Raw genomic sequence first — 9,100 nt, 5'->3', positions numbered from 1 at the left:
TAGGATTTTCTCAGAGACTTGAGTAAGTTGCTCTGTCACTGTATCAATTAACTGAGACAAGTTAGCATTAGTCACATCGAGATTATTACTAGAGCGCTCAATCGCATTGGAAGCAGTGAGGATTTTATCGGAGGTTTGGGAGAGTCTTTCATCGAGACTATTGATAAGTTGGTTTCCTAATTGTTTCGACTCGGAGTTAAAACTGTCTTGATAGGTTTTCACAGTTTCGATTAATTTTACTAATTCTCCCTGAATGTTAGATAACTTTTCTTGTTCGGTGACTGAGCGTTGCTGATTTTGTTCTAGGATTGTCTCAGATTTTTGATTCAAGTCAGTAATTTTTATTCCTAACTCAACCATAGTTGTCATGGAACGCTGGAAGTCTTGAGTTAAAGAAGCTAGAGATTGAGTTGATTGGTTTAAATCAGACTGTAAGCTTTCCTTGACTTGAGTAAGTTGCTCTGTCACTGTATCAATATTATTACTTAAGCGGTTGACTTTTTTGGTTGACTCTTGGAGATGTTTATAGAGAGCAATTAAGACGGTGGGAAAAATAACCAAGACTAGAATTAAAAGAATCAGATAGGGAGGAAAAAGGTTAAGTAATGCCATGATAGTTATTGGATACCTCGAATTGTGGTTGATAGAGAGAGTTGGGGGTGAATGTTTCCTCAGATAGCTGGGGAAACATCATTAAGATTAATAAATTTTATCATTCATCAGTAGTGCTAACCTCTCCGGGTAAACTGGGTTGACTACTGTTATTGTTTGTTCCCAGTAAAGTTTGTTGCTTTTTCAACGATTAAACCCATGATTGCTTTATATAGCTATAATAATCTCACTCCAGAAGAATATCTTCAGTTTGAAGAAACCAGTCTCATTAAACACGAGTATATCGATGGACAAGTTTACGCCATGGCAGGGACGAAGGATACTCATAATATTGTTTTGGGGAATATATACACAATTATTTGTAATCATTTGCGGGGTTCCGATTGTCGAGTTTATTTTGCCGATGTGAAAGTCAGATTAGAAAAACGCAATCACTTTTACTATCCTGATATTCTTGTCACCTGCGATGACAGAGATAGAGAAACCGCTACCTACAAAAGGTTTCCTAAATTGATTGTTGAAGTTCTCTCCGATTCTACAGAAGCTTTTGACAGGGGGGATAAATTTAATGATTATCAAACTCTAGAAAGTTTAGAGGAATATGTCTTAGTCAATAGTAAACACCAACGAGTAGAAACTTTTCGACGGGGTGAACAGGGTTTATGGATTCTGCAAACCTATCAGCAAGAAAGTTTTAGTTTGCAGAGTATTAATCTGACGGCATCTCTTCGGGATTTATACGAGGATGTCACCCTAGAAACGGTTAATGATACTCCCCAAATTCCTTAAAAACCATGATTGCTTTATCTAACTATAATAATCTCACCCCAGAAGAATATCTTCAGTTTGAAGAAAAAAGTCCCATTAAACATGAATATATCGATGGACAAGTTTACGCCATGGCAGGGACGACCGATACTCATAATATTATCGGACTTAATTTCACTTTTATCACACCTGCGATGACAGAGACGGAGACAGTTTATTGGCTCGCTTTTGAGCCGCTGCGTTCCAGGGAACCCAAACAGAAGAGGATGCTTGTCTGATGCTGTCCTCCTCCGTTGCGTCGGCAATCGCTAACCACGCCTGAAACTCAGGATCGTTTTCCAGTTCGTCATCATCAAATCAGTCCTCTGGGGGATGGGGGATTGAGAGGTTCATTGACATTTGAGGTTGAGCTAGAGATAGACATAATTTTATAGGGGGGAACAGGGGACATTAGAAAACGGGTTTCTCGAAGAAACCCGTTTTCTGGGTTACAGATGATAGTTTATTTGGTTTTTCGTTACTTGGTATGATTCTATATGGAGACATAAATCGACTAAATCCTGATCTGGTAAGAGATTTAATTGATTAGTTCGCTCCAGATCGCAAACAATTGACAAAAATCGCAGTAATGTCTGTTTCTATAAGGGTTTCATCCCTTATAACCCTGTCCGTTGCATAAGACAAACCGAAGAGCCGTTTATTCATCGAGTTAAAAAAATTTTACGGAAGACTGACTATCAGAATTTTTGTGCTAAAAATAACTTAACTAAAATGTCGGGCTAAGTAAAGCCAAGATCGAGTTAGAGGTAAAAATGACAGTCATTCAATTTGTTATCGAAGGTCAAGATGCCAAGTTAGCCGCTACAGAGTTAGTAGCGATTAAGGGCATTCAAGGAAACTGGAAAACTGATGAAACAAACAAAAAAGAAGGGACAATAGCAGTAATTGCTAGTATTATAGGGATAGTCGGGGGAACACTAGCGATCGCTGAACAGATTCGTCAATGGTATCAAGAATATACCAAAGAAAAAAAAGCTAAGGCAATAGATAAAGTGCTTATTGTTTGCGATGGTCAACGATTACTACTAGAAAATGCTTCTATTGAGCAAATTAATCAAATTTTAGAGAATATTGCCCAAAAATAAATGCAATCCTTATACATAGAGCTAAGACCGATAGATAAACAGCGCATAGAGCTACGCTATCATCACGTTGAGGTAAATGAAGGGAGTTATGAGCCGCAAATCGTTGATATTTCCAGTATTCAATCCCTCATTGCCCAAAGTGAGCGTGATTTTTATGTGTCATCTTTTCCCGACCTAGTCAATATTGGTCAACAACTCTTTATCTTTTTAGACAGTCCTGGGAGGTATTTAACAAGAGCCATGGAAAGCTGTCAAGAAGACGGTTTAATTTTAGCCATTGACACGGGAAATGGAGATGAAACAGGGATTAGACTGTCTCATTTACCCTGGGAAGTTCTTCATGACGGTTCTTACTTTCTCGTGGACAGACTTGCCCCTTCTGTTGTTCCTCTGCGTTGGACAAAAAGTAAGGTAAAACCTCGTGAGCCACAAAATAGAGCTTTACGGATTCTCTTTATGGCGACCTCCCCTGAACCCCCCATTGAGCCAATTTTACAATTTGAGCGGGAAGAAGCGCAGATTTTAGAGACAACGCAGGAAATTCCCCTTTATTTACAGGTTGAGGAAAGTGGCTGTTTAGATGAGTTAAATCAACTGTGGAGACGCTATCAGCAAGATTATTTTGATATTTTTCATCTTACGGGTCATGCTTCCATAAACCAAACCGACAAAAATCACCCTTTTCCCTATTTTGTAACGGAAAATCCGGACGGTACACGGCGTAATGTCACCGCTCAAGAGATTGCTAAGGCATTATATCCTCGTTTTCCCCAATTAGTTTTTCTTTCAGGCTGTCGCACAGCGCAAAATGGTAACGAAGGCACATTTCCCTCAATGGCGCAGGAATTAATTAACCAGGGAATTAGATCCGTTATCGGTTGGGGGTATCCCGTTGCAGACATTAGTGCTACCAAAGCTGCCTCAACCTTATACTCTGAGTTAGCGGCAGGATATGATCTGACTCAAGCGATTCATAGCACTTATCGGAAACTGCGAGAAGATAGCATCCCTGATTGGCATTTTTTCCGTTTATATATTCGTGGGGACTGTCCAAATGAGATGGTAGTTACTCAAGACAGTTTAACCTTTCAAACAACTCAAACCCTTAAAATTGAAGACTTATTTCTTGATCCCAATCATCCCAATAGTCCCAGAGTGGTAACAAGGGAAAACTTTGTGGGACGACGGCGTTCGCTGCAACGTTGTCTGAAATATTTACGCAATCCGCCAGGGATCTTAATTCATGGCATGGGCGGTGTGGGAAAAACGACGTTAGCGCAACGATTACTAGAGCGTTTAACAGCTTATGGGATTTTTAGCCACCATCAGCCTGAAGAGCGTGAGAAATACTATGATATTGTTTTTAACCATCGCCAGATTGATCCCGATAAACTTATTCGCTCGTTACAAGATATCGCCAGTAATGCGGGTTTAGATATTTTGAAGGGGGATTTGCCTTTTGGTAAAAAATTGACCAATTTTTTTAAATTTGGTTTAGAATCACCAGGACAGTCTTTTATATTTGTTTTAGATGATTTTGAAGTCAATTTAGAACCCAATGCGAATGGCGAATATATCCTTAAGTCGGACGCAGTGAGAACCTTAATTCCCTTATTGGGAGTTATTAGAACAAATGGGCTGAATCATCGAGTGATTATTACTTGTCGCTATAACTTTACCTTAGCCGATGAGAGATTAAATAATCTGCTGAAAAGGGAACAGTTGACCGCCTTTGAAGGGGAAGATTTACGCAAAAAACTCGACCGTTTAGATGCTTTTAATAATAAATCTGATATTTCAGTTGATTTACAGCAACAAGCGATTAATTTAGCTGATGGAAATCCTCGTTTATTGGAGTGGTTAGGAAAGGTCTTAATTTCTAGATTGGTGAACCATCAACCGCTTTTTCAAGAAATAGCTGATAAAACGGGACAATTTCGCCAGAAAATCACTGCACAAACTTTAGAACAACCTGACGAATTACGCCAACGTCTTCAGCAACAAATTGAAGATAAAGTAAGGGAATTTCGGGAAAATATTCTCGCTAAGTTACTTCTCGAACAACAATCTCAGGATTTAAGGAGATTATTATCTTTAGCATTGGTTTTTCGTCTTCCTGTTCCTCGTCCTGCTTTTGCGAGGGTTTGCCAAGTTATTCCGAACGCGGGTAAACATATTCGCCGTGCTTCGGATTTAGGATTATTAGAAGTAACGCCAGAGAAAGATTACCTGAGAGTTCCCCGTATTTTAGAAACTTTTCTCGATTTTCCTGCCGATAATGAAGGGATTTATCAGACCGCAGCCCGTGCGCTTTATCAAAGTTGGTGGCCGTCAAGTGATATCTTAACAGAACCAGAACAAAAGGAAATTTATCGATTAGCGCGTTTAGCCAAGGACATAGAAATAGCGGTTGAAGTAGCTGTTACTTTAACCAATCAATGGCTTCTTAAAGGACGTCATACAGAGATTAAAACCCTTTGCCAAGAGGTGTTAACTTTATCTCAAGATTATCGTATCTTATACAATCTCGCTTATGCAGAACAGTTTCTAGGGGGGATGAAAACTGCCAAAACTTATATACAGGAAGCGTTTAAACTCTGCCCCCGTGAGGATGAAGAAAAAAAGGCTTTAATTATTGCTTTTTTGGCTTCGTTACTCAGCATGGAAGGAAATCTATCTGCGACAAATTATTTATGTCAAGAAGTTGAAAAAATGAGCAACACAAAAGGCAAAGCAGAAGCCTTAGGTGCTTTAGCTGTGTTGAAAGGTACAGAACAAGATTTTGAAAAAGCAGAAAGCTATATCCAACAAGCACTAGATATTCATCAAAGATTAGAAAATGATATGGGAATTGCTCAAATATTTAATTATTGGGCAATCGTTAAAACAGGACAGGGATTAATAGATGAAGCTTTTTCTTGCTATCAACAAGCGATTGATCAATTTAGAAGTTTAGGGAAATTACAAGAACTGGCTTCTACTTTATTATTTGTTGGTGGTTTACATTTACTGTTAGAACAGGTAAAAGAATCTACAAGTGTTTATCAGGAAGCGATTAATCTGGTTCAAAAAATCGGAGAAAATGTTAATAAACTTCAATTTTTATTTGCATCGGGAATCGTCGCTGTCAGTCAAGGCAATATGGAACAAGGACTGACTTTTTTACAGCAAGCTCTAGACTTAGCCCAAAAAGAAGGTAATAATCTTATTCAACCTTTCCTTTTGGTGATGTTATCCTCGATTTATATAGCTCAAGAACAATATGCAATGGCAGAAAATACCTTGCTAGAAGCATTGAAATTAGCAAAACTAACAGGCAATACAATATTACAAATTCAAGGATTATACCTATTTGGATTAATTAAAGCACAAAAGGAAAAGTGGAATGATGCGCTAATTATTTTTCAAAAAGGGTTAGCTTTGTGTGAGTCAATGGGAGCTAAGGGAAGAAATGTCTTTAATATCTATAAACATAAATTTTTAATATTTATTGGATTTATATATATAGAAAAAGAAGAAATTAATAGTGCTGTGAACTGTCTAGAGCAAGCATTAGCTATGTTTGAAGAAATAATGGATATAGAATCACAACTTCAAGTCTTATCTGCTTTAGGAGAGCTTGAACTTAACGATGAGACTTTAAACAAAGCAATATTTTATGCAGAACAAATTCTTAACATATATGAATATATTGAAGACAATAACTTAAAATTAGATAATGACTTAAAATTAAATATTTTATTGACGACTGGCAATATTTATCTCAAAGCTGGTGAAAAGAATTTAGTTACGAAATGTATTGAAAAGGCAAAAGAACTTTCTGAAAACACAGAAAATATAGAAACACAAATTGAAATATTTTAGGCACTATCTAGTTTAGCCAAACTTGAATATGATGAGAGAAATATCAGCAATGCAATTTCTTATTTGCAACAATCTCTAGAAATTGGTGAGAAAATTGACAATAACTGCTTGAGAATGGTTGCTTTAGTTAGAATTGCGTATGTGTATTCTGTGTATGATGAACAAGAGAATTATACACTAGCTCTTGAATACCTACAGAAAGCTTTAACTTTATTCCGAACCCTTGATAAGGAAACAGCAGAAATAATAGAAAGAGATTTGGAGATTAGTGAGGATTTGTTAATAGAAGGGATTGAAGAATTACAAAATGAGCAGAAAGGTTTCAATCAATCATCAGATTTTAGATTGAATCAATTAGATATGAAAAAAGATGTCAATAATAAGATAAGTCCAATGATATCATCTAATTCTTTGACACCGAATCAAAATCGTTTTAAACAAATTAAAAGATTGGGTTATAACAATCCAACATTTGAGACAATTCCTACGACAATCACTTGTCAAAACTGTGGAAAGTCTTTAAGTTTAGAAGATAATTTTTGTTCCCGTTGTGGAACTAAAAGATCATTAAGTTCTGAGGAATCATTCGCTGAGATTATTGAGAGAAATTCTTTAATTTCAAATAAAAATAACATTGACATAAACAATAGATCTGATAACTTTGGTTATAGTCTAGGTGTTTTTATTGATGAATTTGTAACTGAAGGATTGATTGATATAAAAACAATAGCAAAAAAAATACCACTTACCTTAATTCATTCTGAAACTCCTCTAAGACGATTAGATGAACCAATCTTTGAAGAAAGTCATTTAATTGCCAATCAGCAGATTTTTCCCGTACAAATTTGGTGGATGAAAGGCTCTCAAGGAAGACGGTATATGAAAGAACAAGTAATTGAAGTTCCTAATTATTATCCTGATGCTAGGTATAGAATTGGAATGCGAGTTAATTCTCTTAAAGTTCCCTATTTAGTGATAGAAGAAATCGGCAGTTCTATTTGTGTTGAATATAAATTAAGCAACTTGCTCGAAAACTGACTAACTTGGTCTATAAATACTATTATGGTGTTTCCCACTCTCATAAGATAGACCCTATTGACAACACGGGTCTATCACTTAACCACCTAATCCTAATTCTCGTCTGAGCAATTGAATTGATTTATCCCCAATATAATTATCACTACAGATAATTTCTGGCAGACGAATTAAATCCGATCGCACTTCATTAATCATATTTTTAATTAAAGTATAACTCGCTTGATCACTGATAATTGTCTGGGAAGTTCGAGCTAAAACTTTTAACTTATCCGTTTCATGAATTTGGGCAGACATAACTAATAAATCATCGCCCCGTAAACTATGAATTAAAACTTCGGCCACCTTAATAATACCGGTGCTAATACTGACAATCCCCAAGCGGCTATCGGTGGGTAATTTTTTGATTAATGCCAATTCCTTGCTGTAATCATAGATATCGATGGGAATGACTCGTAATTGAAAAGGAGCGGCAATTTCCTCCGCTACACTGATAAAATAGCGACTGGTGACAACAGTGGCAGATTTAGTATTGGCTAAAACTTGGGCTAAATCCTCCATTGCCACTAATTGGACGGGAATTTTGAGGGATTGCTCTAATTCTCTCAACATTAGCTCCCCTGCACCCAAATCGTGACGGGGAATGGTGACAAGAACTTGAGAACTACACTGCGATCGCCAATCAATTTCCGCCAGTAATAACTCGCGAATTTGCTCTAAAGTTAAACCTTGAGCGAGAAAACCAGCCAAACTCTGGCGAATTAGTCGGCCTATTTCTGGATTTTGTTCCAATAGGGGTGAACCCGATAAATTATCGTTTTCATGCCCGCGAGCCTTGACATAAATCCCCGAACCTGCTATGGATTCCACTAACCCATCGTCTTCCAGTTGTTGATAAATTTTACTTATCGTATTACGGTGTAATCCCGTGATCATAGCTAGTTGACGGGTACTAGGTAAACGATGGCCCGGGGGATACTGACGAGAGGCGATAGCGAAGCGAATTTGGTCAAATAATTGCTTAGAGGCGGGTATTTCACTGTCTGGCTGGATTTGGAACTGCATCGGATCACTTCGCTCACAAACTACTTTCGCTGATGCCCATTCTATCATTAGACCCCCTGCAACAATCGGACATTTTCACCGATCTGAGGGGTTTCAGAGGCAGTATTCAGGAGCTAGAAGCAGCAAAAACCAAGATATTATTTATTTAAACCAGAAAAGCCACTTTTTTGCTGAAAAATAGTTAAAACAATCATTTTAATCCGTCCCCGAAATCCCACTCATGGGGTAGATAGTCAACAGCTGATTAAGGGGATTGATCCTCGTGGAGAAGTTTTAAGCGATCGCTCAAGGTTTTGGTTAAGCGGACAGTTTCCCGTTTTAGCGAATTTTGTTGATAATCAAGCACATTAATCCCTTGACCGATATTTACTGTCGCTTCGCTTCCCCATCCGGGGTAAGGCTGATTATAACTAATGCTTACCGGCAAAATCTTGATATCGGCATCGGGTTTGATAGTCTTAACTTCCAATGCGATCCGCGCTACCCCCGGTTTAAGAGGATGAACCACTCGATCGCGACAGATACCCCCTTCCGGAAAAATCGCCACCATTTCCCCCGCGGCCAAAAGTTCGACGCTATGGACCAGACTACCCATACCGGGGTGATCGGTG

At 37.8% G+C, this 9,100-nt stretch carries 7 protein-coding genes and 1 pseudogene; 5 read left to right on the top strand and 3 right to left on the bottom strand.

What is annotated here, in order from left to right; translation table 11 throughout:
• A pseudogene (locus PX484_RS12945) lies at positions 1 to 429 on the bottom strand (methyl-accepting chemotaxis protein); the annotation flags it as partial.
• Positions 430 to 810: 381 nt separating this feature from the next.
• Here PX484_RS12945 and PX484_RS12940 point away from each other — a divergent pair.
• The 5 genes from PX484_RS12940 to PX484_RS12920 all read left to right on the top strand — a co-directional run bounded on the left by PX484_RS12940 (position 811) and on the right by PX484_RS12920 (position 7,427).
• On the top strand, positions 811 to 1,401 hold the full coding sequence (locus tag PX484_RS12940) for a Uma2 family endonuclease (RefSeq protein ID WP_287765865.1): 591 nt from the start codon (positions 811 to 813) through the stop codon (positions 1,399 to 1,401).
• A 5-nt stretch (positions 1,402 to 1,406) separates the two neighbouring features.
• Positions 1,407 to 1,658, top strand: coding sequence for a Uma2 family endonuclease (locus PX484_RS26045; protein WP_409773413.1), 252 nt, complete (start codon positions 1,407 to 1,409; stop codon positions 1,656 to 1,658).
• Positions 1,659 to 2,192: 534 nt separating this feature from the next.
• The gene (locus PX484_RS12930; protein WP_271951307.1) at positions 2,193 to 2,525 is read left to right on the top strand and encodes a hypothetical protein; all 333 of its coding nucleotides are present in this window, start codon (positions 2,193 to 2,195) and stop codon (positions 2,523 to 2,525) included.
• Positions 2,526 to 6,389 carry a tetratricopeptide repeat protein gene (locus tag PX484_RS12925; protein ID WP_287765858.1) on the top strand — a complete coding sequence of 1,288 codons (3,864 nt, stop codon included), beginning with the start codon at positions 2,526 to 2,528 and terminating at the stop codon, positions 6,387 to 6,389.
• 63 nt (positions 6,390 to 6,452) lie between these two features.
• The gene (locus tag PX484_RS12920; protein WP_288104146.1) at positions 6,453 to 7,427 is read left to right on the top strand and encodes a zinc ribbon domain-containing protein; all 975 of its coding nucleotides are present in this window, start codon (positions 6,453 to 6,455) and stop codon (positions 7,425 to 7,427) included.
• A gap of 78 nt (positions 7,428 to 7,505) precedes the next feature.
• On the opposite strand, the gene PX484_RS12915 is transcribed toward PX484_RS12920, so the two are convergent.
• Together PX484_RS12915 and PX484_RS12910 are read right to left on the bottom strand one after the other, a co-directional pair.
• Positions 7,506 to 8,537, bottom strand: coding sequence for a GntR family transcriptional regulator (locus PX484_RS12915; RefSeq protein WP_287667264.1), 1,032 nt, complete (start codon positions 8,535 to 8,537; stop codon positions 7,506 to 7,508).
• A 196-nt stretch (positions 8,538 to 8,733) separates the two neighbouring features.
• The coding region (locus PX484_RS12910) for a lysophospholipid acyltransferase family protein (protein ID WP_288104144.1) at positions 8,734 to 9,100 on the bottom strand (367 nt) is incomplete at its 5' end.

Source organism: Microcystis sp. M49636_WE2 (genome assembly GCF_030065375.1).
Taxonomy (GTDB): Bacteria; Cyanobacteriota; Cyanobacteriia; order Cyanobacteriales; family Microcystaceae; genus Microcystis; species Microcystis aeruginosa_C.
The sequence above is the reverse complement of the archived record's forward strand: the minus strand, read 5'-3'. Positions and strand labels throughout refer to the sequence as shown.